Raw genomic sequence first — 26,236 nt, 5'->3', positions numbered from 1 at the left:
AAACTAGGATTGTACATAAATGAAAACTACCCCTTTCTATTCTCGAGTTCTTCTATAAACTTCTTCCACTCTTCCTCTCCAACTTCTAGATCCATAGCTTTTCTAAGTGCAACACGTACATAATCTCTTTCCATAATATAATCTGGTAGATCCACTGATATAGAATTTCTCTTCTTCCCAGCTAAATCATACATATATCTGCATTCATCTTCACTTAAAGATAGTATGTTAGCTAACTCATCAAGCTTGTCCTTATCTGGAGGGTTACGTCTTTCCTTCTCAATGTCACTTAAATATGGTGGTGTAATCTTTAGTAATCTGGCCATTTCTCTTAAAGTTATTTTCTTTTCCTCTCTCTTCTTTGCAATAAATTCACCAAAACTCATTTCATTATACATATTCATATTCTTACATCCCTATCTCTCTATACACATTTACTTTTAAAAATATTTAAAATTAATTACGCGTATTAATTATTATTTACTCTTATCTCTATTCTTTAAACACTAATTTTCAAATTATACTCTTTTAAAATCCATACTATCTTCATACTTTTATTAACTCTTACTCTTTGTTTTGGATAGCTTTATTAACTATATTTCAGAATTGCTACATACACAAGGCCAATATGCTTGTAAGCTAAACTGCTAATTACATAATATAGCAAATTCCATTTAATTGCAATATATTTTCCTAAAAAAGTATTTTTTATTTATTTTATCCAAATAATATGTTATTAAAGAATTTGTGTTCTGTTATAGTTTAAGTACTATATTTATATTTTATAGGGGTCTTATGAATATTAATGGTATTAATAAATGAAATTTATCAAACAATAGTTAAATATCAAAAAGAAAATAGATTTCTACCATCAGTTGGAAATTTATGTATTCTTGTTAATCTTAAATCTACAGCCTCTGTTCATAATAATTTAGCTAAGTTAGAGAAAGACGGATTAATTAAGATTCATAATAATACTTCTAGGAGGATACAAATATTATAAAGTAAAATACCATCACTCCCCCTATCAAGTGATGGTGTTTTACTTTAATTATTTTTCAACTATTTCTCTATAATATCAAATCCGTATTCTTTATCTTTAATGTAGCTATTGCAATTACTCTTACATAAATAAATAGCCATAATAATATCTCCTGTACTTCCTAAAAAATTTAATAAAAATATTAATGAACCTAAACTACTTGTAAGCAATAATACACTTAATGAAATAATAGTTACTGGAGCTAATAATACTATTACAAATTTAGTCCTATGTAATATTACCCCTGATATTTCTTGTGTGTATGCATATATCCCCTTAAATCCAAATTTAATCTTACCCCCAAAGATAGTATATGCTATTCCATGTATTATTTCATGCACTAAAGTAATTGGTATCATTAGTATTAACGTAGTAATTATCATATCTAAGAAATAAAATCCTGTTAAACTAAAAAATTTGTAGTTAATAACTAAGTCTAAAAATACATTACTTATGTTGTCTATTTGAATATAGCAAAAGCTATATGCTAATAAGAAACATAAGATATGAATCTTCCATGAAATTTTAAAAGACATGCCAACACCTCCTTCTAAGAGTATTGACATGTCTTTATATTAACAAACTGTTCTTTAAACAATTTTATTGTTACTTGTTTATAAGCCATAATACACAAGCTTTCATATTAACGTAAATATTCTTTGCCACTTAGTCATTATCTTTATAATACCAGCTACAAACAATAAGTATTTTATCGAGTATTCCCCTTTTAAATTACTTTCCTAATATATCATTTTAGTTAAATAAAATTATATCATTGCTAAAACGAAAATATTTTATTGCTAGATTTATTTAAACCTGTATAAAGCTAATCTTCTATTATATTCTAAAATACTTTTCAAAGAACTGGCCTAATCTTTCAATAACTTTTTCCTTCTTTTTAGCTCTTGCTCCACCGAATCTAGACATTGGCGGAAGTATTTTATCAATATCAGTGCCTATGGTTTTTAGCTCACCATTCCTAAAAGAATTATCTACAAACTTTTTAGTTTCTTCTTCCTTCAATTTATCTTCAGTGATAATACTATTTAATTCTTCTTCTTTTTTCATATTAACAAACTGTACCCATTCCTTATTTACATCGAGTTCACCATTTATACTTTCTATAAAGTTCTCTATTAATTCCTTCTTGCTACGTAGCTCCATACTTGAATTGATTGATTTATCAATAGTTGTAAGTATACTTTTATCCTTACAATTAGATTGATAATACTTGGCTACAAGCATTAAAATATAATCAATATTTACTTCAACTTGCTTTATAAGCTCTATTTCAAATACAATATCATCATTGATTTTTTCTTTCTCTGTATCATCCTTTTTAGAATAATCTTGGTATAAATCAATATATCTACTTTGATAATCTTGTAAATCTCTTTGAGTAATTATATCATTACCACAAAATTCATCAAAGGAATTAAGAATATTTCTAAGCTTTAGCACCTTACCAAATAGCTTTATAAATCCTTTTCTATCCTTCTCTGTAATCAATTCTACTTCAAGTGGATATAAATTCTCTAGATTGCTAATAACCTCTTTGTAGCCTTCTACGTGCTTTCCTTTTTCCTCATATCCATTTAGATATTCCTCATAAGTTTTTAGAATTACTATTCCACTAGCATCTTTATTTCCAAATAAAGATAATGCCTTTTCAACCTCCTCATTTAAGTTACGGAAACATACTATATTTCCAAATACCTTTATAGAATTTAAGATTCTATTAGTACGTGAGAACGCCTGTATTAAACCGTGATACTTAAGATTTTTATCTACCCATAATGTGTTTAATGTTGTTGCATCAAACCCTGTTAAGAACATATTTACAACAATAAGGATATCTATTTCACGATTTTTCATTCTCAATGATAGGTCCTTATAATAGTTTTGGAACTTGTCTGGACTTGTATCATAACTTGTACCAAACATTCCATTGTAGTCATCTATTGCTCCATCTAAGAAATCCCTTGAAGTTTGGTCTAACTCATCTGTTTCAAAGTTTTCTTCATAAAGACTATCTTCAGGATCTTCTTCATTAGGACTGTAACTAAAGATTGTTGCTACCCTTAACCCCTTTCCTGTTTCTGACATTTGATTTTTAAATTCTGTATAATACTTTATAGCCATTGGTATAGAAGCTACTGCAAAAATAGAGTTAAAACCATTTATTTTTCTATCCTCCTTTATTTCTGAAGCCGTATTATTCTTAGACTTGGCCATTTCCTCAACATTGGTAATAACCTTGTAATTATAGAATGACTTACCTTGGTTCCTATAGGTTTTTTGGTCAAAATGTTCTAATATATATTTAGTTATTTCTGCTATTCTTCGATCATCAAGTAAGGCATTTTCCTTATCTATAGCCTTTACCTTCTTATCATTCATAATGTCAGATTTAGCAATAGTATTATTATAATCAATCTTGAAAGGAAGTACGTTTCCATCACTTATAGCATCAACTATTGTATATGTGTGAAGCCTATCTCCAAAGGCCTGCTCTGTTGTTTTAAGATTTACATTCTTCCCACTTCCTGAATTTACAGAGAATATAGGTGTTCCAGTAAATCCAAATATATGATAATTCTTAAACGACTTAGTTATTTGAACGTGCATATCTCCAAATTGTGAGCGGTGGCACTCATCAAAAACAATAACTATATGCTTTTTATAAATTTCATGTTCCTTATTCTTAGATATGAATACCGATAGCTTTTGAATAGTTGTAATAATAATCTTTACGTTAGGATCTTCAAGTTGTTTCTGAAGAATTTTCGTCGATTTATTACTATTAGCAGCGCCTTTCTCAAAGCGATCATATTCTCGCATTGTTTGATAATCTAAATCTTTTCTATCTACTACAAATAACACCTTATCTATACCATCAATACTTGTTGCTAATTGAGCTGTCTTAAAACTAGTTAATGTCTTACCTGAACCTGTAGTGTGCCATATATATCCTCCGGCTTCTAATGTTCCAGTTTTCTTATATGTTGTAGATATTTTAATACGATTTATAATCTTTTCCGTTGCAACAATCTGATAGGGCCTCATAACTAAAAGTGCATCTTCAGATGTAAAAACACAATACCGAGTTAAGATATTTAGTATTGTATGTTTAGCTAAAAATGTCTTTGTAAAATCCACTAAATCAGTAATGATATTATTAGCTTCATCTGCCCAATAGCTTGTAAATTCAAAGCTGTTACTTGTTTTCTTTTTTTTACTGCTTATCTTTTGCTCAAATTCTTTTACATGTCTATCTCTAGTAGTATTAGAATAATACTTAGTATGAGTTCCATTTGAAATTATAAAGATTTGAACATATTCATATAAGGCACACCCAGTCCAAAAGCTATCCCTTTGATACCTTTTAATCTGATTAAATGCTTCCCTTATAGCCACTCCCCTACGTTTTAGTTCAACATGAATTAACGGTAGCCCATTAACCAAAATAGTTACATCATACCTTGTTTGATGAGCTCCATTATCTTCTTCATATTGATTCAAAACTTGCAAATAATTATTATGAATATTCTTCTTATCAATTAGCTTTATATTCTTAGTTTCTCCATTATCACAAGTAAGATTTTGAATATAATCATCTTGTATTTTACGAGTTTTCTCTAAGATCCCATCATTACTATTTGAAATTATATTACTATAAAAACTCTTCCATTCATTATCAGAGAACTTATAGTTATTTAATTCTTCCATCCTATGACGAAGATTTGCTATAAGTTCCTTCTCATCTTTTATCTTAATATAATCATACCCTTGCTCAGTTAAACTCTTAATAAATTCACGTTCTAACTTATCCTCGTTTTGATATGCTGTGTCTGTTCTTTTCTCAGGAATATACTCAGCTACAACAGTAGCTTCAGTAGTTTCTGCAATAGTTTTATATTTCATAATTATCAATCAATAATGCTAAATGCATTACATCCCCCTTTTATAATCCTTAATTCTTTCCCTTAAAAGTCAAAAGTTTATCTCTATAATAGTCATATTGCTTTTGTATTGCTTCAATTTCTGCTTGAATCTCTATACTAATCCCCTTGTAAATAACATCATATTTCTCTAAAATATCTACTATACGCTGTTGTTCTTCAAGTGATGGAATTGGAATTAATGCTTTTCCAATTCCTTGTGCCGAAATAGAACATATTTTCCCGATTGAAACGTATTTTTTTATTTGCAAATGGTAAATATTAGTTCTTAAATAGTATGAAATATATTTCGGATTAATATTATGCTCAAATATATAACAAGCATCATGCACTACAACATCTTCATCTCCCATCCATGCAACACCAATTCCAATATCCATATCATTTTCTCCAGCTTGAACAATAACAACATCACCTTTATGTGCAAAACGCATTTTTTTAGATAATTCCTTATCTAAAAAGCACTTAGTTTTTTTGGCACTTACACCAAAATAAGTATATAAATCTCCATAATGTATACATGGAACTCCTTCTTCTTTTATATCATTTCTCACAAATCTTTTGCCTCTGGTAAATTTCCCAAGCTCTTCTAGGGTAATTACTTTGATGTTGTTTTTTAAACATCTATTTATCATTTCATCACAATCTTTTCCAAACAATTCATCCCTATAATATTCATATTGCTTACGTCTTGCTTCTAGCTCTGATGTTAACTCTGATATTAGCTTAGTTTTAAGTTCTGTGTAACTATCTAAAATACGTACAATTTCTTCTTGTATAGCTATCGGCGGAACTGGAATTTTTACTTTATCAATACTTGATATATATACATGTGGAACCCCACTACCTTTTTTTGTACCATATATATACTCTTGAATATTAGTTAAACAGTAAAATAAATATTTTGTATAATTGTTATCTATTGCCTTTATCGAGAAAGCATCACACACCCAAATAGGCATATTCCAATATTGTACATACCCTGCACTAGCCCCACTTCCTGCAATAGTTATTGTTTCACCCTCTCTATTGTATTTATCACAATAATAAGCAGGATCCTTCCCTCCAGAAATTACCGGAATATCTCCAATTTTTAAATCTTTTTTAGTTACCGCTGTTCCACGTTGCATTATTGATATATCTTTTAACATCTTGTACTCCACACCGTCTGGACACATTGCTTCTATCAGTTCTTCTAATCTACTCATTTTACACCTCTATTTCAGCAATAATTTTATCAATTTCATCACGTAATGAAGCTTCTCTTGATACTATTTCTTTTATCTCAGCATTTAAAACATCGATATCTATTATTTCTCTTGTATCTTCTTGCTCTACGTACGTAGATACTGAAAGATTATAATTTTCCTTTTCTATATCCTCATTTCTAACAAGCTTTGAGAAATATTCTATCTTATCTTTTTTCTCTACATATGTCTCAACTATTTTCTTTATATTATCTTCAGTTAACTTGTTATTGTTAGTTACTTTTATAAATTCTTTTGAAGCATCTATAAATAATGTTTTATTTTCTGTTTTTGATTTCTTAAGTACCATAATACAAGTTGCTATTGGTGTTCCAAAAAATAAGTTTTCTGGTAACTGAATAATACAATCTACGAAATTATTGCTAACTAAGTATTTTCTTATTTTTTGCTCTGCTCCACCTCTATACATTACCCCTGGGAAACAAACTATAGCTGCTGTTCCATTAGTTGATAGGCTAGATAAGCTATGCATAATAAATGCAAGGTCCGCTTTAGACTTTGGGGCTAATACTCCGGCATCTGAAAATCTTGGATCATTTATAAGTAATGGATTGTTGTCTCCTTCCCATTTAATTGAATAAGGTGGATTAGATACAATTGCTTCAAATGGTCCATCATCTAAGTGTTGTGGGTTTATAAGCGTATCTTCATGTGCAATATCAAACTTATCATAAGGAATATCATGCAAGAACATATTAATCCTACAAAGATTATAGGTAGAAATATTTACTTCTTGCCCATAAAAACCTTGCCTTACATTATCTTTTCCAAGTATCTTAGCAAAATTTAATAGCAATGATCCACTTCCAACAGCTGGATCGTATACTTTATCTACTTCTGTTTTTCCTACAATAGTAAGCCTAGTTAAAAGCTCTGATACTTCTTGTGGTGTGTAATACTCCCCACCACTTTTACCTGCATTTGAAGCATACATTGCCATTAAATACTCATAAGCATCACCAAATGCATCTATAGTATTATCTTGATAATCTCCTAACTTCATATCTGCAATACCATTTATAAGTTTTACTAAATTTTCATTTCTCTTAGCAACTGTAGCTCCTAGCTTATTGCTATTTACATCTATATCATCAAATAAGCCCTTAAAACTTCCTTCACTTTCTGTTCCTTGTGATGAATTTTCAATGTCTCTAAAAATCTTTTCTAGAGTTATATTAAGATCCTCATCATTCTTAGCTCTTTCTTTTAAATTTTCAAAAAGCTCACTTGGATAAATGAAGAATCCTTTTAAACTTACTAAGTCATCTTTTATTTCAGCTGCTTCTTCATCTGAAATCTTTGCATAATCAAAATCAGTATTTCCCGCTTCATGTTCATCTGCATTTATTGTATTAGTTATATTTTCTGAGATATAACGATAAAACAACATTCCTAAAACATATTGCTTAAAATCCCAACCATCAACACTCCCTCTTAGGTCATTTGCTATCGCCCAAATAGTACGATGTAATTCTGTACGTTCATTATTGTTAGCCATTTCATTTCCTCCATTTTTTATCTAATTTCTTATGATATAATCATCATTATTTTAAAATTTATTTTTTAAATCTATAAATTATTGATTTTCCACTTAATTCTACTTAACCTTACTTAACTTACTTATCATTAAGTAAGGCTAATATAGATTTTGACTTATATTATTTCAAAAATATCTTTTATATTCATTTTATCATATAAATCAAACTTAAGATTGTCTATTTTAGCTTGAAGTGCTTCCATCTCTCTTTTTAAACTTTTCTCTTCTTCTATATATTCATTAATAATCCTATTTTGCTCTTCACTACTCATATCTATTAAAGGTATCTCCTTTAAATCCTTCGCATTAATCATAGCTACTGCTGTTCCTGTTTTTCTACCTTCAATTAAATATTCACCTATAGGACTTTCTAAAAATTCTTTTATATATTGAGGATTATTACCTTGTTTTAATCTTATACCAATAAAGTTTTGTGATATTAAAATATCTCCATCATGTTCTGGAATGATACAAATCTTAGTTGCACCCTTATTCGATATTATTATATCCCCTGCTTCAACCTTGTAAGTTTCAACTCTAGCATTATTTTCTATAGAATACCTTGGCATAGACTCTACATCTAACTTACCATTTTTAATATCTGCAAGATTTATTATTTTATATTCACCATTAGCATCTTGAACGTTCTTACTAGTAACATTTATTCCTCTAAAAAAGCTTCCTATATCACCTAATGTTTTCGATGTGTTAAGCTTGTCTAAATGAATCTTAACCTTACCAAATTCAGAAGATTCAAACTCTGTTCTAACAACATTTCTACTTGGTAGAATATTACTATTTTCTATATTGTTTAACTCTACTATTGAACTAATACCATCAACAACTTTTTTGTTTCTATAGATATCTAAAATTGTATTGATATTTTCAGCATTTAAAATATTCTTACCCCTTCTTACATTTTCATATATATCATCAGCATTTATGAATTGTATCTTATTCTTCATTTCTTCACTTTTATTCATATTAAATACAATCATTGCACAAGGTATAGCAGTATTAGTAAATAATCCACTTGCTAACTCTATAACTGACTCAATATAATCAAATCCTATAATTTTCTTTCTTAAGCTTTCCTCTGCACCAGCTCTAAATAATGCACCAAGAGTTGTTATTATTACAGCTTTTCCATTTTCTTTTAATGATTTTAATGCACTACATATAAATAACCAATCAGCACTTGATACTCCTGGAGTTCCATATATAAATCTTCCATACTTATCATTTAATATTTCATTTTCTCTATCCTTCCACATCATGCTAAATGGTGGATTCATTATTACAGTGTCAAACTTCTTAATCGTATTTTCCCCTTCTTTAAATACCGGATTTATTAATACATCTCCAACTCTTATATCTGCTGATTTAATTCCATTAATAAACATTCTTATGCAAGCTATTGAATATGTTTTTAACTCTAATTCTTGACCATAAATTTTAAGCTCATTTCCATAACTTGCTGCAAACTTATATGCCTCAAAAGCATCTCCACCTATTCCAAAATTTCCATCATAAAACTCTCCATCTTTAGGTTCCACTATTTCAACTGCTAATTTGTTTATAAAATTTGGCGTTGATCCCGCAACTCCCATCTTTCCTGATAATTCTGTTGTACTACCTAACATATATTCAAATGCATCTCTATATTGTTCTGCATTAAAGAATGAACTTTTCAATATCACTAGTATTTTAGCTATTTCTTCACTTGATAATTTTAAATTATTTAAATATGATACAGCACTTCTTATTTCTTGTACTTCTTCACCTATGTTGTCTAATGCTTCTTTAATAGCAGCTTTAATATCGACACTATTTAAAATCACATCTAAATTTACATTGTCAGAAATATCATTGTTAGAACAATAACCTACTAATAACAATATCGCTGTACTTGAATCTAACTCCTCTACACTAATTGCCCCCCTTTGAACCTCTAATACTTCATCAATAACTCTCTTAACATTTTTCATTTTAACATCTCCTTACCTCTTTTTAATAATTTAATTACTAACTTGTTTTCTTTAAAATTTTTATCTCTTTGTTTATGTTTTAAGTATACATCCACAAAATAACAATGTCAATACTTTATTTTAATAATTTAATTACTAGCTTTTAATATTTAAATTCGCTATTTTAATTTCGTGTAATCGTTAGACCCCCTAACGCAAAAATTCCCCAAGACCGTAGTCTTAGGGAACATAAAACACACTATTAAATTTTCTAAAAACCCGCTAAACCTTTGATACCAGGCTATTTCTTAATCAGCCTTACAACCGTCTCAGCGTGTGATGTATTAGGGCATATTTATTATCCATTTAAATAATTATTATAACAAACAAATAATACTATTTACCATTTGTTTTTTCTAGCATATCTATCCTTGTTTCTACTTTTTGTGATAAATCTGCTGCAACCATCTTTAAAAATTCAATATTTTTTTGTGAATTCCAATTATCATTATCTATATCGGTTTTATAAGCTTGTACTAATAACGGAAGAATTTCAATGTATATTAATAAGTATAACTTGGCTAGTAATTCTTCTTCATCAAACTCCTCATACTCACCTTGATATCTTTCTAAAGCCGTAGTTACAGTACCATTATTAGTTAATACTAACTCTATGTTTTCATGATTTCTATATTCTAAATCAAGTTTTATTTGATTTAGATTTTTACTTTCTAATAAAAATGATAGTGTACTTATTATATTTATAACTGATTCTCCAGTTGCCGAAACTTTATTTAATAAATCTTCTGTATCACCTTTAAATCCTTTTATTGTATCAAGCGAAATATTTCCCAACATCTCACTTTCTGTTTCAATAATATTTTCACCAGTATATACTTTACTAATCAACCATACAAAGAAATCACTTTTTATATCAAAACTATTTTTAGAAATTTCATTTCTCCCTGAATATTTTAACATTTTTCTTAACAATTTCATTCCGTCTGAATTTCTACTAATTATGTAACCAATCCCTACCCCATTAGAATAAACAACTATAAACCCATTTTTAGGTATTGTCCTATCCTCTATCGGTTGATTTCCTGATGATATTTGATTATATGAATATTTTATTAGATTATAGCTAATTTCTCTATTGTTAAGCGTAATTTTAGGATTACCATCAAATTTCTTATTAATTTTCCAATCAGCATATGCTATAGATTCCCCTATCTCATCATCTTCTGGAATTTGCAATAACCTTTCAATAACATTATCTAAAATGCTATTCTCACTATCTGACCATCTCGTAGTAACCATTTTACCTCCATATTAATTTAAATTAAATTTATTATATGTAAACTTATAGCCAAACTTTTTTTCTAAGCTAGGCTGGATAACTGTTGAGTACTCTTGATTTGAGGAATAATTCTTTATCAATCCGATTTTAAATTTAACACTTGTACTTTCTATAGTATCTCCTCTTAAATTGATAATTTTATCAATTTTAATTTTACAAACATTATTCTCTATCACAATTAAATCATCACAACTATCTATTTGAATATCTACCCAATTAGGTATTGTTATCAAAACATTATTTTTGCACAGCTTCTTTACTTTTCCTGAAACATTAATTTTACCATTAATATAAGCAACTTCATTTCTAAATTGAATAGCTGGATTACTTTCAATACTTTCTTGCTGTCCACTACAGTAAAATAAACATTCAATCTTAGCTTCATTTTCTTTAATTTTCCATACTAGTCCAGCATATAACCACTCCAGAAAACCTAAATACGCAGCTAGTCCAAATTCAAATACATAATCATTGGGTATAAAAGTAATACTCTTAAACAAATTCCATTTATCCACCAAAAATACTGCAATTATAGGAGCAAGTACACATTTTACAATTATAAAGAATAAAGATGCCTCCATTAACTTAGACACCTCTCAATCTTTTTAATAAGAATTTCTGACTCTTCTTCAAAACATTTTTTATTTATTCCAATTATACCATTAACTTGTAATGAAATATTAACTGCTTCTTTCTTATCATTTCTACCCCTTAGTTCAATACTTCTAATATCAATAGCTGATTCTTCTGATAAAAAATTAATTTTTTCTAATAATAACCCAAAATATGCTCTCTCTAATCTTAGCTTACTTAAAATTGAATCAATTTCATTTTTTAACGTTACATCATCTTCCATAAACTCTATAGATGTAATATTATATGAGTTTGTATAAAAATACTCCTCAATAATAGATGTCATAATCTTTGAGGTAATAATTATCTGCCTATAGCCTTTGGTACAATTTTCTTTTACAATACTATAATAATCATCATGCTCTGGAGAATATTTTACTTTTACAATTTTATTATCTAACTTATTTACAAATAACTTCGCATAATCATTCCTCAAAATAACTCTCCTCCTAATTAATATCTTTATAATATAGCACTATATATTATATTATACTTTTGTATTCTTTTCCATAGCTTTATTCATATTATTATTTTCTTTAATACTTACCCCTTTATGCGTAAAAATGTACACCCATTAGTGAAAATTCCACTAAGGGGTGTGCACAAATACTCAAATTACCTAAAAACGGCTAAAATCTCTATTAAAATCAGTTTTAAATTTATCTTTAAAAAGCAAAATACAATGGCCAAGCCTTGATATTTCAAGGTTTTACCATTGTATCCTTACTTGCGTTCTTATTTGGTGGAGGCGAGGGGTATCGAACCCCTGTCCGAAAGCAGACCAGCCTGACTTTCTACGAGCGTAGTTTGTGACTAAAATTTCGGTCCTTAGTTCGCTCACAAACAAACTCCTAATTCCCTAGCTTCATAAATACCCCTCTAGCTCAAAGCTTTGCTAGACTTCGTTCCCTACTTCAATGACACCAGCTACCCAAGACGTAGGCATCCTGGACTGATGAGCAAGCTATATTAAGCTGCTAATGCAAAATTGTCTTCTGCGTTTATATTTAGTGCATACCTGATTATCGAGGTCACATGCTTCCCTCGGCCCGCTTATCAAACCCATCACACCCCCGTCGAAGCCAAAACGCCCCCATGTTAAGGTAAATAGGTCATAAACGCTTTCCCTATTCAATTTTTAAACGATAATTTATATCGTGTTTTTATTATAGAACATGATTCTCTAACTGTCAACTTAACTATACCATTAAAGTATTAGCAAACTCTCAATAATATAGGTAATAAAGAAAAATTTAAGTAAATAGAATTATTTTTCTTTACTATCTAATTGTTATTATTATAAATTTCTAATATTTACTATTTATATTTTAAAATAAAGTTCTTGCACTATTTGTCGAAAGATGTTATTCTAAATAAGCAGTTGGTACGTAAAGTGCTAATTATTTGTAGAGCCTAGTTTGTCCTTCGCCGGAGTCTAGGCTCTACTTTATTTTTAAAATAAAAATTTATCCACACATACTAAAAAACAATTCACACTTTAATTAACATTTTTCCCAATAAATGTTTATAACTTTATTTCCTATTTTCTTTAGGTAAAATAATTATAAATTCTGATCCCTCATTTATTTTACTAATAACTTTTATATCCCCACCATGAGCATTTATTATAGATTTGGATATTGTAAGTCCAACGCCAATTCCTTTTACACTTCCTCTTGATTTATCTACTCTATAAAATCGTTCAAATATATTACTTATCTCATCTTGTGGTATACCAATTCCATTATCCTTAATTGATAAATTAACATTATTATCTTTTATAAAAGTTCTAATATGTATTTGACCATTTCCTTTATTATATTTGATAGCATTAGATAATATATTTACTATTACCTGTGCAAATTTCTCTTTATCAATTAAAACTTCTAAATCTTCTAATTGATATTTAATTATTATATTCTTAGCAAGTGCTTTCCCCTCATAATTATAAGTAATATTTCTTATATAATTTTTCAGGTTTACTACTTCTTTTTCTAAAGTATTTCTTCCACTATCAAACTTTGCTAATTTCCTTAAATCATCAACAAGCTTTGAAATTCTTGTTACTTCTTCATTTATACTAACAAGCCTTTCAGTTGTAGGTTCCCAAATTCCTAAAATAATTGCATCTAAATGACCTTTAACACTTGTTAATGGTGTTCTAAGCTCATGTGCTATATCTCCAGTTAATTGTTTCCTTAAATTTTCTTGCTTATTTAAAGCAGTGGCCAATTTATTTATAGAATCTATAAGATCATCAACTTCTCTTATATTACTTTTGTACTCTAATTCCTTTTTATAATTTCCTTGCTCTATGGTTTTTGTCATTTTTGCTACTTTAGAAATAGGGTTTGCTATAGATTTAGATATTATTATTGAAATTATTATAATGCTACTTATAGAAATTACTCCTATTATAAATATAATTTTATTGATAGCATTAAAAAGTTCCACATCATTTTCCATATAATAAGTTGATGCATAATGACCTATATACGCATATCCAACTAACTTTCCATCTATATCGATAATATTAACCTTATACTCTTTAAAATAATCATCCCATTTTCGTTCTATACTTTGCATATTATTACTTATTTTTCTTAAGGTAATATCTGATAACACCTTTTCATCTTCAAATACACTCCATATTTTATCATTGCTCTCATCATATATCTCAATTGCAATTCCTTTTCTTATTGCATCTACGCCTAAATTTTCTATTAACTCAATATCCCAATCATTATTTACATATATATTTTTAATATCAATATCTAATAAGTGATCTACTTCAGTCTTATTACTATCATCAACATACTTCTCAAACGAAGCCTTAAAGCTTGTATTTACAAAAAATCTTATTGCTATAATAGTTGCAATCATAATAAAAGTGAAAGATATTATAAGCTTACTATTTATTGATCTTAATTTACTTTTATAATCCAAATCTATATCCAACTCCATATACAGTTTGAATTATTCTTGGATTTCTTGAATCTATCTCTAATTTTTGGCGTAAATTTTTTATATGACTATCTATAGCTCTATCACCTTTTTCATAATATCCATCAATAGCATTCTCTAATAATTTATCTCGCGTATATATCTTCTTAGGATTATTTATTAATGTAAGTAATATCTTATATTCTGTATTAGTTAAACTTACATATTCACCTCTAACCTTAACCTCATGAGAGGACATGTTTATTTCTAATTCATCATCATATCTTATAATTTCTTTTTCATTCAAATTATTGCTTCTTTTTAAAATAGCCTTTATTCTTAATATTAATTCATTTATATTGAACGGCTTGCAAATATAATCATCACACCCTAATTTAAATCCATCTATTTTATCTTCATCTTCTATTTTTGCTGTCAACATAACTATTGGAACATCAGATCCCCTTCTTATATATTCACATATTTTTTCTCCACTTATATCTGGAATCATTCTATCTAATATTATTAAATTATATTTCTTTGAATTAAATTTATCTATAGCACTTTTTCCATCATAAGCAACTTCTGTATAGTATCCTTCATTATCTAAAAAAGCTTTTATAAATTCACATATTTTCTTTTCATCATCAACTATTAATATGCTTATCATAATATCCTCCTAAAAATTTATAATTTAATATTACAATAATATTATTCATAAAAACACTTAAAGAGTTGCATAAAATATTTTTTATAACAACTCTTTGTAAATTTTATATTCCTAAAAATATTTTAGCAAAGCCAAAATATACTATTAATGCAAAAGCATCTACTATTGTTGTAATAAGAGGGCTTGCCATTATTGCCGGATCTAAATTTAATTTTTTTGATATTATAGGTAAAATTCCCCCTACAACCTTAGCTAATACAACAGTAAAAAATAAACTTATACATACTGTAAATGAAATCATAATATCTGCACTAGTAAAGATATATAATCTCAGGAAATTTACCACTGCCAAAACTGTTGCTACTACTATACTTACTCTAAATTCTTTAAATATTACTTTAAAAAAGTCTTTTGTAGTTATTTCACCTAATGCTAGTCCTCTTATAATTAATGTTGATGATTGAGACCCTGAATTACCACCAGTATCCATTAGCATAGGTATAAATGATGCCAATATAACTACTGATTGTAGAACTTCTTCAAAACCTTGAATTATTGCTCCAGTAAATGTTGCTGATATCATTAATACAAGCAACCATATTATTCTATTTTTTGCTAACTTTAAAATTGGTGTTTTTAAGTATGGCTCTTCATTTGGCTCTATCCCAGCCATTTTTTGAAAATCCTCAGTATTTTCTTGTTCAATAATATCTACAATATCATCTACAGTTATAATTCCAACTAATCTATTTTCATTGTCTACTACAGGCATAGATAATAAATCATATGTTTTGAACAAGGCTGCTACATTTTCTTGATCTTCCGATGTTTTAACAGAAACTATATTTGTGTCCATCACCTGCGAAACTAACATTTCTTCATTACTTAAAATTAAATCTTTTAAGGATATAACCCCTTTTAATACTCTTTCTTTATTTATTATAAAACAGTTATCTAACGACTCTTTATTTATACCTATTTTTCTAGTATGATTTATAGCTTCTTTTATAGTCATCTGCTCCTTAAAATCTACAAACTCTATAGTCATAATAGCTCCGGCAGAATCCTCTTTGTACTTTAAAAATTGATTTATTAACTGTCTTTTTTCTAATGAAGTATTTAAAATTACTTTTCCTACTATATTAGCTGGTAATTCTTCTATTATATCTACTGTATCATCTAAGAATAAATTTTCAATTATATCTTTTAATTCATTATCTGTAATTAATTCTATAATCTTTTGCTGTGATTTTTTATCTAAATATGAAAACACTTCTACAGAAGTATCTTTAGTTAAAAGTCTAAAAACTACTAGCAAAGATTTATCATCTAATAATTCCATACTTTTTGCTATATCTACAGGATTCATTTTTTGCAGTTCTTGACTTAATTGCCCCATATTTTTGTACTCAATAATTTTTAATAATTCTTTTGTCATAATTGCCTCCTTATAAAGCTCATATATAACAAAATTACATAATAAAAACTAACGATAATTAACCAATCTCTGCTATATATGAACTACTTAACCTATTTAATTTATCTATTTTTTTAATTCCTAAGGGTATATCGTCCATATAATCACTCTCCTAAAATAATCTACTTTCAAATTATATAAAACAATTATGGAGAAATTATGAGTTTTTATATTAAACCAAAAAAAATGATAAGACCTATGCACTTTCATAAGCCTTACCATCTCTTTTACTTAACTAATATATACTATTCATTTTTGTTGAAAATGATACTGATTTCCCAAATGCTAAACTCCTATTGGTGGTAAAAGTTTAAAACAATTAGAATCCCTTTATTTTCATTATATATATTAAATTAGTATTATCAATATTTATTTTATGAATATTGATTTTATGAATACTTTTTTACAAATTCCACTTTTCTATTAAAGCAGTTCCTGTTCCTTCAAGCTTTAGGCACTTATCTATTGAATCATTATAAATTCTAGTAGTAAATACCTCTTCTCCATCATTTAGGAATATCTCTAAAATAGAATTATCAGAGAATATTTTTAAAGAATCTATAGAATTAATTTCCACAGCTCTCATAGCTCTTCCATAACCTGATTTTCCAAGTTCTAATTTGAATACTCCATCTTTAAATGAAAGTACACAATCTTCTCTTAATGAAACTCTAAAGTCATTACAATTCTTTAAATCAATATTTAACTCAAAAGTATTGTTTTCGAATATTTCTAAAGTTTTTCCTTCTTCTAAAGAAACTTCAGCCTTGTAAGCTTCACCTTTTCTTAAAGTTTCTAATTCAATAACTGGTACTTGATATATTTTATCATTTTTTAAAATTAATTCTCTTGGAATAGTTAATGCATGTTGCCAAAAGTTATCTATAGTTGGATTCCTATGTATAACTGCATCTGGAACTCCCATCCATCCTATCATTATTCTTCTATTCTTGCTATCTTCAAATGTTTGTGGTGCATAGAAATCAAATCCTCTATCTATCTCAATGAAGTCTCCAAGTTCTAAATGCTTTTTACCCTCGTCAAAGTTTCCAACAGCATATCCACTTTGATATACATTATTATACTTATAACCTTCTGCATCTATTCCTTGTGGTGAAAACATAAATACATCTTTACCTTCTAGTTTAAATGTATCTGGACATTCCCACATATATCCCATATCATCTCTTTCGCCTGCTGGTATTGAATTAAACTCCCAATTATAAAGGTCTTTTGATTTATATAATAAAATACAACCTTTATCATCAACAGTTCTAGCACCTAATACCATGTAATAAACTCCATCTTCTTCCCAAACTTTAGGATCTCTAACATGAAGTGACATATTACTTGGGAAATCTTCATTTCTAAGCACTACTGTCTTTTCTGAAAAGTTAACTCCATCTTTACTAGTTACAAGTATAACATTTTGTTCTCTTCCAGTTAAAATATAATCATGCTCTCCTGCATGTTTAACATTCCCTGTATAAAAGAAATAAACTGTATCATCTTTCACAAATGCAGAACCTGAATAAACACCATCTTTATCTTCAGCTATATCTGGATAAAGAGCTACCCCTCTATCTTCCCAATTAACTAAATCCTTAGATGTATATTGACCCCAGAATTTTAATCCTCCCATTGGAGTAAGTGGTGAATATTGATAGAAACAGTGATACTCTCCATTAAATTCACATAATCCATTTGGATCATTTATCCAACCTATTGGAGCCATTATATGATACTTATTTCTCCATTTATCATTTTTTACAGCCTCTAAATTTCTGTCCATACAGTCCTTTATTTGCTTATCGAACTCTTTTCTTAACATAAAACTATTATCTCCCTTGTGCTAAAGTTAATACTTCTTCCTTAGTTGGTAAAGCTCCTATAGCACCTCTCTTACATACTGTTAAAGCAGCTGTTGCATTTGAGAATGTTAATATTTCTTTTACTTTTTCTTCATTTAAGCTAACTAAGCTTTCTAAAGTATTATCTCCTTCAGCAACTTGGTATAGGAATGATCCTATAAATGAATCTCCAGCCCCTGTTGTATCTTGAGCTTCTACCTTAAATGATGGCGAGAATATTTTCCTTTCTTTTGTTATAAATTCTGCTCCATTAGTTCCTTTAGTGTATATTATAACTTCAACAGCTCCTTGTAATAAGAAGTTTAATGCTTCTGTTTCATCAGCTATTCCAGTTATAAATTCTAATTCTTCATCACTTATTTTAACAATGTTTGCAAATGGTAAGAATTCTAATATTGCTTCTTTGCAAGCTTCTGGAGTTTCCCATAATGGCAATCTAACATTTGGGTCAAAGCTTATTAAGCAATTATTTTTCTTAGCTAATTCTATAGCTCTTCTATGAGCATCTTTTATTGGAGCATCTATTAAACTTACTGAACAGAAGTGTAATATTCCACCTTCTGAAAATACTTCTTCTTTTATTTCTGATGCATTTAATAGCATGTCTGCACTTGGATTTCTGTAGAATGAGAAATCTCTTTCTCCATCTTCTTTTAATGAAACAAAAGCTAAAGCTGTGTTAGCTTCTTTTGTTCTTAAAACATTTGAAACATCAACCCCTAATGGTTTAACTTCTTCTAATATATGATCTCCAAATCCATCAACACCTAGTTTAGTTAACATTACAGATTTACCACCTAATTTTGAAACAGCAGCAGCAACATTAAGTGGTGCTCCACCAGCAACTCTTAAGAAATTGCTTACATCCTTTAAAGCTACTCCTTTTTCATGAGGTATAAAGTCTATTAAAGCTTCTCCGATTGAAATTACTTTTTTCATTTATTTTCCTCCTAAATTATCCTTAATGGGAACGTTCCCTCATTTTCAAAAAAATATATTGAAATCGAATTACTTATCCCCTCTTTATAATTTCATAAATTATAAAATACTACGCTTATGAAAATATTATATCATTTATCCTATGTTAGTCCATATATTTTTCTTAGAAATATCCCCCTTTTTATTCTATAATTTAAACATCTATATTAATGAGAAACATAATATAAGTTATAGATAAATTAAATTTTAATTCATCTATAACTTATATTACTTTTTATCTTTACTTGAATTACCTAAAAGAAATCCTATACATCCGCTAATTAAATCTCTAAATTGAGATATTTTCGAGTCTGCTCCTGCCGGAATTATATTAAAGTTTACTCCAATTATTAGAGATATAATAATTGTGATACATAAAATTATAGCTATAGCATTCTGTAGTGTTTTATTACAAAAGTATCTTTCTTTTTCTCGTGTTATTTCTTTTTCTTCATCATATTCAGTTTCAACTTTTCCCCTTATATTATCTTCTTGTAATTCATTGTTTAAAATCTTAAACTTATAGTCATTTTCCTCATCTATATAAGACTCTTCCTCTTTGTTTCTAACCAAAAAGTTAGAGCTTAAAAAATATCCAAATATACTAGCAACACTAGTTCTAATCATTACATTTACAGTGACATAATCTGTGTTAGTAGGATCAGGGGTATATAAGTTATGAATACATTGTATAATTAAAATTATCATAATTAATATTAATCCCTTATCTTTAAAACTTATCTCACTCCAACATCTTTTAATAACCTTAATAAATCTAGGTTTCCTTTTACTCACACCCTCACCACCTTAACTTTACCTATTATTATTTTATTAAGTAAAAATTAAAATGTTACTTTATCCAACCTTCTGAAAATTACACTTTCTCTTTCTTAACTATATTTCCTTATATTTATTTCTACACAACCTTTAAACTCATTTATAAATATGATAAATAAAAAAATAGCAACTATATTTATTTTTATACAAATATAGCTACTATTTTTAAAATTAATTACCTATATAATTTATTTTTATTTTACACTTTCTTTATAAACTTAATATCGAAATATATATCATATTATGATATTAGTTTTTCATATGGTATAGTCTTATACTTACCTTAGTAAAATTCGTATTTATCTATTGTCAAACATATATATAACTTGAGCTAGATAATTATCTTCTCTATCTTCATATCCCAAGTATACAGTATGCATAAATTGATCGAATTCTACTGTATCAAAAGATATTAATCCATTTTCATCTATACACTCTTCTACATTAAGAATCGTATCTTCCAAGGTTTTGTTATTTCTCACTATTATTTGTGTTGGATTTAACTTTTCCCCTTTTCTGTTTATAACATCGAAGTTTATAGTTATTTTATTATCTTTTTTATAAAGACTACCTGCAACTATATTTTGATACATAGCTTTTACGTCAGTTAATTTTTCAAGATTCTTTATTGGTACTAGATTCTTTATTTCATTATACTGAATATTTAATGACTCCAAGTTCTTAGCATATTGCAATCCTTCTAGGTTTGAAATTCCATATCCAATAGCATTTAACTCAATAAGATTATATATATCTCCTATAGTTATAGCATCTGATGATATATTTAATTGTGCCTTAATAGCTCTCTTCAGATATTCATCTGGAATATTTACTACTTCTGATAAATCAATAGCTTGTTCTAAATTTTCATATGCTTCATTTAGTTTAACAAACAAGTTATCAACCTCTTCTTGAGTATATCCATTAGCTAAATCTACATTAACTTCTTCTAAAACCATTTGTAAATTATCGAAACTTTCTTCAGTATAAATATCTTTATTTAAGTTATTAATGCTTTCAATTAATTCATCTAATTTAGCTCTATTTATTTCAATACCTTCATTATTGGCAAAGTGTAATTTAGTATCTCCCCATGTTGCATGATCTGAACCATTACCATTTCCACCATCAGTTACAACAAGCTTTAATTCCTTAGCTCCATTAATATCTACTTCAACATATTTTTGTGCATCTCTCGATGTCATTAATCCACTATCAAACTTCTTATCGCCATCAACCCAAACTTCAAAAGTTACAGATCCAACAGTTCCGTACATTTGTCTATCTACACCAACATATGAACTAAAGTATGCATAATCTTTATCACTTAAATCATAAATTATCGTTGATGTTGAATGAGCTCCTATACCTCTTTCATAAGATATCTCTTGTCCATTTTCATCTGTTAACCTTAACGTTCTTCCACTTATTGATATATCCTTTCTAGGTGCAGTGTAACTATTATTAGTTGATTTCCAATCATATTCTGTTAAATACTTATAATCATTCATGTCAACTACTGCAACACTTCTTGTTTTTATACTTGTATTTCCATCAGAATCTGTTACCTTGTAAGTTAATTCATACTTTCCAGCTTTATTAAAATTAACTTCTCCTAATACTTCAATATTAGATGTTAAATCTCCATCTTCAGCATCAGTTGCAGAATACTCTTCATTTAATTCTATAGGATGACCTACTTTTGTAGATACTGATTTTGGTACATTAATCTTTGGAACCGAATTTAATATTAAGAATTTGGCATCACCAAAACTAGCATGATCTGATGCATTACCATTACCTGCATTATCAGCAATAATCTTCAACTCTGATACTCCTTCTAATGGAATCCTTACTAATTTAGCATCATCTTCCCATTTCATAAGTCCACTATTATAAACTTCTAAATCATCAGCATAAATTTTGAATATTACACTTGAATTATTTTGCTTTGTAATATTTCTATCTATACCAACGTAAGTTTCAAAATATTTATAATTTGTACCTTCTAAGTTATAAACTATCTCTGAATTTGCATGAGTTCCAATACCTTTATCAAATATCTTTTCCTCGCCATTTACACTTAATTTAATTTTAGCTCCAACTGAAGCTAAGTCTTTTCTTACTTGACCATAATCAGTTCTTGCAGAAGTCCATTCAATATCAGATAAATATTCTAAATCACTATAAACTATAATAGTTTTTTCTAAAGTAGCAACATTTCCATCATTATCTGTTACTGTATATGAAACTTTATATTCACCTGTTTTATTAGTTGTAAAATCATTTGCATTAACTATTACTTTATTAGTTATGTCTCCATCTTCTTGATCATTTGCACTTACAGATGACATTAAGTCATATTCACTTCTTAACTTAACATATTCTGTTCCACCTACTACTAAGCTTGGGAACTTATTTCTTATAATTTGTTCAGCTCTATTTAAGTCATCTTGGAAAAGCTCCCTTGCTGGATGAGCATCAACCTCTTCTCTTAAAACTTCTAGCTTTTCTAAAGTATTATATTTTTCACTTACTTCATTTTTATTACTATCAGTAAATAGTTCATTTGTAATCTTATCTGATAATTCATCACTCTTATAGAATGACATCTCCCCTATACTTGCCCAATTTTGATTTGCTTCAATAAATTTAAATTTCACTCTTCTTGCTTCTGTTTTAGTTATATCAATTTCAATAACATCATTAACACTTCCATTGTACGAACCAGTACCTGCTAGTCTAAAGTCATTTCCTTCTGCTTCAGTAGAAATATAAATTTCAAACTTAGTTGCAAATCCTTTTCCACCATTTCTAGCAGCATAAGCAATTTTATCTATTTCATTAATTTCACCTAAATCAAATATAACTTCATTTTGGAATGAAAGGCTATTTGGTTTTCCTGTTTCCCAATGTGTATTTCTATTATTATCTATTGCATAACCAATAACACTACTTCCATAGTTTCCACCATTATTAGAAACTGAAACTACTGGTATTTTAAACTTTTCATTATAAGCTTCTAAATCATTAAATAAACCATACTTTGATTTAGTAGTGACTAACTCCTCGTATATTGTTATATATGAAGTCTTTTCAACCACATTATTATCACTATCAGTAACTCTATAAACAACCTCAAATCTTCCAACTTTATTTTCTTCAAAACTATTAGAAATTATTTCAACATTATCAGTTAAGCCTCCATCTTCTATGTCTGATGCAGTAACTCCTTCCATAAAGTCTACTGTTTCTCCTAATTTATAAGTTTTATCTATAACAGTTAACGATGGTTTAGCATTATTAGTAGTTAACTTTGGATTAGCTATTACTGCATGGTCAGAAGTATTACCATTTCCTCCATCATTAACTTCTATAACTAATTCTTTAACACCCTTAACTGGAACATTTATAGTTACCATATTATCTTCATGCTTTATTACACCTGTAGTCGCCAGAACCTTACCATCACCTATAACCTTAAATGATATGCTTGAGTTAGCTTGAGCTGTTATTCCCATATCAACACCAACCAATGCCTCAAAATTATCATAATCTTCATTAGATAAATCATAAGTTATCTTACCATTTGCATGTATTCCAAAACCTTTATCAAAAGTCTTTGTTTCATTATTTATTCTTCCCTTTATATTCGCATTTCTTCTTGGAGTTCCATGTTGAGTTGTAGCATTTTTCCAATCTGAATCTGATAAATAATCATAATCACTTACAACTTGTACATTTACTGTTTTTGTAACAACTACTCCATTATCCTCAATAGTATATTCTAATGGATAAGTTCCTTTTTCATTTACATTTACTTCTCCATTTATAACTATATTTGAACTTATATCTACACCATTGTAATTTAATGCTTTAACTAAATCCATTGGATTAAATTCTTCTCTAAGTTTTATGCTTATTGATTGTTGTTGTAAATTTAAACTTGGAGTTAGAGAATTTACTACTACCTCTTCTCCACTATTTAATTTCTTATCATAAGGTATAACAGTATAATTTGCATCTTCCCCTACCATTGATTCTGTATCCACAAAGCTATTAGTTGAAGTAAATCCAATTAATTTACCATCTTTAAATATTTCATAACCTAATACATCATTTTTAGAATCTTCATTAACACTAAATAATAATTTTATATTTTCATTTTCTTTAAGAATACTAACACTTAATTCAGGATTACTATCAAATCCTTCACCATCATACTCTATATAATCATAATTAGCATACCAAGTTTTTATATCTGGTTTTGGATATTTACTTAATAATTCTTTTGTCTCATCAGAAACCCAGAATCCATGTCTTTCAAAATGCTCGCTTAAATCTAATTCTAAGGCTATACTAGAATATTTAGCTAGCTGATTTAATTTATCATTTGCTGAATTTTCAGAATCTAAAACTACGTTATTTTCTCTATACTGACTATTTAATTTTCCCCAATATCCTGGATATATCATTTCTAATTGCCAGAATACAGCTAAGTTTTCAAAGTATCCACCATTATAATAATTGTTATTATTAGTTGCTATAACATTCTTAAAAACATGACTTTCAAAAGGTATTCTTCTATTTGCCTTATTATAATAATAAGAAGAATATTGAGGTATCATATTGTTTGTAACCTCACCTATAGTTCTTACTCCTATATCCAGCTTATGCCCCATTTCATGATCAACACCCCAGCCACCTACACTAGTTAACATAGATACCATTACATCACCTTGAACACCAATATGTCCAGATGCAGCATACATATATCCAAATGGTTGAGCTAATCTTATATTCTCTCTAGTATACTTAATATCATTCTTTATACTACTTCCATCCATGCCTAAATATTCAAATATCATATCCATATGATCATCATACATATTTACAGTATTCATTGGACTAAAACCTTGATTTATATAAGCTTCATATGCCCCTGTTGCAGTTCCTGTAAATACAAGATGATCTGAAACTACCTCTACAACATCTATCATTTTTCTATCCATAACATTTGGATTTTCTACCTTATCTGCATCAACTCTTGCTTTATAATCCTTTAGAAGTTCTAAGAATTCTTGTTCATCAGTATTTTTATCCATCATAGGGAACTGTTCACAACCTGATGCAAATCTTATAACTGGTGCTTTACTTTGCTGTTCCTCTGTATAAGGATTTACTATATATACAGCTCCACCTGGAGTTACATCATGATTGTACCATCCATCATTTTGACTAACAGCTGGTACAGTTATTACATTCTTACCTATGTGTAAACTTACAGATCTTCCCCAACTTGCAAAGCTTCCTTCCTGTTGAGAAAACATTAATTGTGGTAATGGCTCACCTGGTTCTGCATCAACGTATACAGTTATTGTTTCCCCCGCTCTAGCAACTATTCCTGTAGGTTGATTATTATTACCAAATCCAAACTTTAGATTCTTATTTGCATGTGCATTTCTATCTCCATACTGTTCTGCCACAACAGTTTTAACAGTTTCTAATGCACCATTTATAATATCCTTAGCCATTTGTATATCTTTTAAATAAACTGGTGCTAACGGATGCTCATTAACCTGATTTTCAAGTTCTGTTAACTTTTCTATAGTATTAAATTCTTCTGAAACAATATCCATTAACCCATTTGTAAATAATGTTTTTATTTTTTTAGATACTAAATCCTCTTTA

17 protein-coding genes and 1 other RNA gene are annotated in these 26,236 nt (G+C 28.3%); 1 reads left to right on the top strand and 17 read right to left on the bottom strand.

The window, feature by feature from the left end:
* Window positions 1–26: 26 nt before the first annotated feature.
* Window positions 27–404 carry a helix-turn-helix domain-containing protein gene (locus LPC13_RS02440; protein ID WP_005211583.1) on the bottom strand — a complete coding sequence of 126 codons (378 nt, stop codon included), beginning with the start codon at window positions 402–404 and terminating at the stop codon, window positions 27–29.
* Window positions 405–805: 401 nt separating this feature from the next.
* Between LPC13_RS02440 and LPC13_RS02435 the strand changes: the two genes are divergently transcribed.
* A complete protein-coding gene (locus tag LPC13_RS02435; protein WP_005211584.1) occupies window positions 806–1,003 on the top strand; it encodes a LexA family protein in 198 nt (65 codons plus the stop codon).
* Window positions 1,004–1,062: 59 nt separating this feature from the next.
* Here LPC13_RS02435 and LPC13_RS02430 read toward each other — a convergent pair whose 3' ends face one another.
* The 16 genes from LPC13_RS02430 to LPC13_RS02355 form a co-directional block, all read right to left on the bottom strand.
* Window positions 1,063–1,578, bottom strand: a complete 516-nt coding sequence (locus LPC13_RS02430; RefSeq protein WP_040418848.1) for a DUF3267 domain-containing protein — start codon at window positions 1,576–1,578, stop codon at window positions 1,063–1,065.
* A 301-nt stretch (window positions 1,579–1,879) separates the two neighbouring features.
* A complete protein-coding gene (locus tag LPC13_RS02425; protein ID WP_407080851.1) occupies window positions 1,880–4,969 on the bottom strand; it encodes a type I restriction endonuclease subunit R in 3,090 nt (1,029 codons plus the stop codon).
* Between the two features lie 46 nt (window positions 4,970–5,015).
* Window positions 5,016–6,212 (bottom strand): restriction endonuclease subunit S, encoded by a 1,197-nt coding sequence (locus tag LPC13_RS02420; protein WP_005211590.1) that lies wholly within the window; start codon window positions 6,210–6,212, stop codon window positions 5,016–5,018.
* Between the two features lies 1 nt (window position 6,213).
* On the bottom strand, window positions 6,214–7,770 hold the full coding sequence (locus LPC13_RS02415; RefSeq protein ID WP_005211592.1) for a type I restriction-modification system subunit M: 1,557 nt from the start codon (window positions 7,768–7,770) through the stop codon (window positions 6,214–6,216).
* Window positions 7,771–7,925: 155 nt separating this feature from the next.
* Window positions 7,926–9,797 (bottom strand): N-6 DNA methylase, encoded by a 1,872-nt coding sequence (locus tag LPC13_RS02410; protein ID WP_234088528.1) that lies wholly within the window; start codon window positions 9,795–9,797, stop codon window positions 7,926–7,928.
* A gap of 375 nt (window positions 9,798–10,172) precedes the next feature.
* Window positions 10,173–11,096: a hypothetical protein gene (locus LPC13_RS02405; protein ID WP_234088526.1), complete on the bottom strand. Its 924-nt coding sequence runs from the start codon at window positions 11,094–11,096 to the stop codon at window positions 10,173–10,175.
* A gap of 12 nt (window positions 11,097–11,108) precedes the next feature.
* Complete coding sequence (locus tag LPC13_RS02400) at window positions 11,109–11,729, bottom strand: hypothetical protein (RefSeq protein ID WP_234088524.1); 621 nt, start codon at window positions 11,727–11,729, stop codon at window positions 11,109–11,111.
* A complete protein-coding gene (locus LPC13_RS02395; protein WP_005211602.1) occupies window positions 11,717–12,205 on the bottom strand; it encodes a hypothetical protein in 489 nt (162 codons plus the stop codon). Before LPC13_RS02395 ends, LPC13_RS02400 begins: the two co-directional genes overlap by 13 nt.
* A gap of 304 nt (window positions 12,206–12,509) precedes the next feature.
* Window positions 12,510–12,864, bottom strand: a transfer-messenger RNA (tmRNA) gene (ssrA, locus tag LPC13_RS02390).
* A 438-nt stretch (window positions 12,865–13,302) separates the two neighbouring features.
* Entirely contained in the window at window positions 13,303–14,715 is a 1,413-nt protein-coding gene (locus LPC13_RS02385) for a HAMP domain-containing sensor histidine kinase (RefSeq protein WP_234088521.1), read from the bottom strand.
* On the bottom strand, window positions 14,705–15,382 hold the full coding sequence (locus LPC13_RS02380) for a response regulator transcription factor (RefSeq protein ID WP_005211606.1): 678 nt from the start codon (window positions 15,380–15,382) through the stop codon (window positions 14,705–14,707). The genes LPC13_RS02385 and LPC13_RS02380 overlap by 11 nt, the downstream gene beginning before the upstream one ends.
* Window positions 15,383–15,485: 103 nt before the next feature.
* Complete coding sequence (gene mgtE / locus LPC13_RS02375; protein ID WP_195244960.1) at window positions 15,486–16,820, bottom strand: magnesium transporter; 1,335 nt, start codon at window positions 16,818–16,820, stop codon at window positions 15,486–15,488.
* Window positions 16,821–17,262: 442 nt separating this feature from the next.
* The gene (locus tag LPC13_RS02370; RefSeq protein WP_234088519.1) at window positions 17,263–18,690 is read right to left on the bottom strand and encodes a glycoside hydrolase family 32 protein; all 1,428 of its coding nucleotides are present in this window, start codon (window positions 18,688–18,690) and stop codon (window positions 17,263–17,265) included.
* 7 nt (window positions 18,691–18,697) lie between these two features.
* Window positions 18,698–19,669 carry a carbohydrate kinase family protein gene (locus LPC13_RS02365; protein ID WP_234088517.1) on the bottom strand — a complete coding sequence of 324 codons (972 nt, stop codon included), beginning with the start codon at window positions 19,667–19,669 and terminating at the stop codon, window positions 18,698–18,700.
* Between the two features lie 267 nt (window positions 19,670–19,936).
* On the bottom strand, window positions 19,937–20,503 hold the full coding sequence (locus LPC13_RS02360; RefSeq protein WP_005211620.1) for a hypothetical protein: 567 nt from the start codon (window positions 20,501–20,503) through the stop codon (window positions 19,937–19,939).
* Between the two features lie 341 nt (window positions 20,504–20,844).
* Window positions 20,845–26,184, bottom strand: a complete 5,340-nt coding sequence (locus tag LPC13_RS02355) for an NPCBM/NEW2 domain-containing protein (RefSeq protein ID WP_234088515.1) — start codon at window positions 26,182–26,184, stop codon at window positions 20,845–20,847.
* Between the last annotated feature and the right edge of the window lie 52 nt (window positions 26,185–26,236).

It is taken from the genome of Clostridium celatum (assembly GCF_021412605.1).
Taxonomy (GTDB): domain Bacteria; phylum Bacillota; class Clostridia; order Clostridiales; family Clostridiaceae; genus Clostridium; species Clostridium celatum.
This window is presented reverse-complemented; position numbering and strand designations above follow the sequence as displayed.

Coding starts and splice junctions, on each gene's coding strand:
- LPC13_RS02440 (WP_005211583.1), bottom strand. CDS start 404: ATGAATATGTATAATGAAATGAGTTTTGGTGAATTTATTGCAAAGAAG.
- LPC13_RS02435 (WP_005211584.1), top strand. CDS start 806: ATGGTATTAATAAATGAAATTTATCAAACAATAGTTAAATATCAAAAA.
- LPC13_RS02430 (WP_040418848.1), bottom strand. CDS start 1,578: ATGTCTTTTAAAATTTCATGGAAGATTCATATCTTATGTTTCTTATTA.
- LPC13_RS02420 (WP_005211590.1), bottom strand. CDS start 6,212: ATGAGTAGATTAGAAGAACTGATAGAAGCAATGTGTCCAGACGGTGTG.
- LPC13_RS02415 (WP_005211592.1), bottom strand. CDS start 7,770: ATGGCTAACAATAATGAACGTACAGAATTACATCGTACTATTTGGGCG.
- LPC13_RS02410 (WP_234088528.1), bottom strand. CDS start 9,797: ATGAAAAATGTTAAGAGAGTTATTGATGAAGTATTAGAGGTTCAAAGG.
- LPC13_RS02405 (WP_234088526.1), bottom strand. CDS start 11,096: ATGGTTACTACGAGATGGTCAGATAGTGAGAATAGCATTTTAGATAAT.
- LPC13_RS02380 (WP_005211606.1), bottom strand. CDS start 15,382: ATGATAAGCATATTAATAGTTGATGATGAAAAGAAAATATGTGAATTT.
- mgtE (WP_195244960.1), bottom strand. CDS start 16,820: ATGACAAAAGAATTATTAAAAATTATTGAGTACAAAAATATGGGGCAA.
- LPC13_RS02370 (WP_234088519.1), bottom strand. CDS start 18,690: ATGTTAAGAAAAGAGTTCGATAAGCAAATAAAGGACTGTATGGACAGA.
- LPC13_RS02365 (WP_234088517.1), bottom strand. CDS start 19,669: ATGAAAAAAGTAATTTCAATCGGAGAAGCTTTAATAGACTTTATACCT.
- LPC13_RS02355 (WP_234088515.1), bottom strand. CDS start 26,184: ATGGATATTGTTTCAGAAGAATTTAATACTATAGAAAAGTTAACAGAA.